Here is a 2,421-nt window from a genome sequence, read left to right as displayed (position 1 = left end):
AACAGCAGTACAACCGCCACCGCAGAGGCCACCGGCCAGTCGCGGTTTGAGAAGAATTCTTCGAACAGCACCTTGCCGATCATCAGCGTGGACGACCCACCCAGAAGCGACGGGATGACGAATTCACCGAGTGCCGGGATGAACACCAGGAAACAACCCGCGATGATGCCCGGCTTTGACAGCGGGATCGTCACCAGCCAGAAGGCCTGTGCGCGCGAACAGCCCAGATCCTCGGCTGCCTCAATCAGCGATCCGTCGAGCTTTTCCAACGCCGCATAGATCGGCAGGACCATGAACGGCAGATAGGTATAGACGATACCGACATAGACGGCCGCTTGCGTGTTCATGATCGTCAGCGGGCTGTCGATCAGCCCGATCCCCATGAGCGCCTGATTGAGAAACCCTTCGTTCGACAGGATGCCGATCCACGCATAGACGCGGATCAGGAACGAGGTCCAGAACGGCAGGATCACCAGCATCATCAGGGTCGGACGCCATTCGTCAGAAGACTGCGCCATGGCATAGGCGATGGGATAACCGACCAGCAGCGTGATCAGCGTCGAGATCGCCGCGATCTTCGCGCTCGACAGATAGGCGGAGTAATAAAGCGCATCCGAGGCGAGGAAGGTGAAGTTTTCGAAGTCCAGCGCACCGAAGAAGCTCTTTACCCCCTCCCATCCGGCCGCGAAGTCGAATTGCGGCGTGTAGGGGGGGATGGAAACTGCATAGTCCGACAATGCGATCTTGAAGACGATCGCGAAGGGGACGAGGAAGAAGATCAGAAGCCAGGTATAGGGCGTCAGGATCAGGAAGAGGCGGCGGAAGTTCATGGCCGCCCCCTCAGGTCAGGAGGACAACGCCGGCCGTATCCGTAAAGGACAGCCAGACCTTGTCTTCCCAGGAAATGTCGCGCCGAGAGATGCGGCGGTCATTGGCGACCTGCGCCTTGATCATGCGCCCGCCCGCGACCTCGACCTTGTAGGTCGAGATATTGCCAAGATAGGCAATGTCGCTGACCGTGCCCTCGATCACATTGGCGCGGCCCTCGGGTTTTTCAGAGGCGATGGCGACCTTTTCGGGCCGGATCGCGAAATGAACCTTGGTTCCCGGCGCCACGGCCTCGGCGATGCTGGCCGAAATCTCCGGCTGACCCTCGGCCCATGCGATGGCGAGTTTGCCATCGCCTTTGGCCGATGCCGTTCCCTCGATGATGTTCACATCGCCGATGAAGTCGGCCACGTAAACCGAATTGGGCGTTTCATAGATCCGGTCGGGTGTATCGACCTGGATCATCCGGCCGTGATCCATTACAGCCACACGGGATGCCACCGTCATCGCCTCTTCCTGATCGTGGGTCACGATCACGAAAGTGGTGCCGGTCTTTTCCTGAATGTCCATCAGTTCGAACTGCGTGTCCTGCCGCAGCTTCTTGTCAAGGGCACCCAGGGGTTCATCGAGAAGCAGCAGCTTCGGCGCCTTGGCCAGCGACCGGGCCAGTGCCACACGCTGCCTCTGACCGCCGGAAATCTGGTGCGGCTTGCGGCGGGCGAACTTGTCCAGCCGCACGAGTTTCAGCATCTCTTCCACACGGGCCGGGATCTGTTCCTTCGGCATGTCGGAACGTTTCAGCCCGAATGCGATATTGTCCCAGACCGACAGATGCGGGAAAAGCGCGTAGCTTTGGAACATCATGTTCGTCGCCCGCTTGTTCGGCGGGATCGGTGCGATATCGACCCCATCGAGCAGGATCGTGCCCTTTGTCGGCGTCTCAAACCCCGCCAGCATCCGCATCAGCGTGGTTTTGCCACAGCCAGAGGGGCCAAGAAGCGCGAAGAATTCCTGACGGTAGATGTCGAGCGTCAGATCGTCGATTGCGGTGAATTCACCGAATTTCTTGGTGACGTTCTTGAACTGGATCAGAGGCTTTTCGTTCGGATCCGTCCACGGCGCAAAGACCGGGCGGTTTGCGGGCTGGGCCATGATGTCCTCATGTATAAGGAATGCCCCGCACCATCCGGCGCGGGGCAGACTGGAGATGGGCGATCAGGTGCCCGACTTGATCCTGGTCCAGAGCCGCGTGGCGATGCGGTTGACCTTCGGATCCCACGCCGTTGTCGTGTAGAGGTTGTTCAGCGTTTCCTCGTCCGGATAGATCGCGGTATCGCCGATCACATCCTCGTTCAGCATGTCCTGCGACGCCTTGTTGCCGTTGGCGTAATAGACGTAGTTCGACGCAGCGGCTGCGTTACTCGCGTCCATGATGAAGTTCAGGAACTTGTGCGCTGCGTCCGGGTTCGGCGCATCGACCGGGATCGCCATCTGGTCGAACCACATCAGGGCACCTTCCTTCGGGATGTGATACTCGATCTCGACCCCGTTATCGGCCTCGGCCGCCCGGTCGCGGGCCTGAAGGATATCGCC

3 protein-coding genes are annotated in these 2,421 nt (G+C 59.7%); all 3 read right to left on the bottom strand.

What is annotated here, in order from left to right:
• A partial coding sequence (locus WBB85_RS16415; RefSeq protein WP_432639673.1) for an ABC transporter permease subunit occupies positions 1-830 on the bottom strand: 830 nt, incomplete at its 3' end.
• Between the two features lie 10 nt (positions 831-840).
• Positions 841-1,980, bottom strand: a complete 1,140-nt coding sequence (locus tag WBB85_RS16410) for an ABC transporter ATP-binding protein (RefSeq protein WP_432639672.1) — start codon at positions 1,978-1,980, stop codon at positions 841-843.
• Positions 1,981-2,043: 63 nt separating this feature from the next.
• Positions 2,044-2,421 (bottom strand): extracellular solute-binding protein (locus WBB85_RS16405; RefSeq protein WP_432639671.1); only part of this gene is annotated, 378 nt, incomplete at its 5' end.

Source organism: Albidovulum sp., from assembly GCF_049646345.1.
GTDB lineage: Bacteria > Pseudomonadota > Alphaproteobacteria > Rhodobacterales > Rhodobacteraceae > Albidovulum.
The sequence above is the reverse complement of the archived record's forward strand: the minus strand, read 5'-3'. Positions and strand labels throughout refer to the sequence as shown.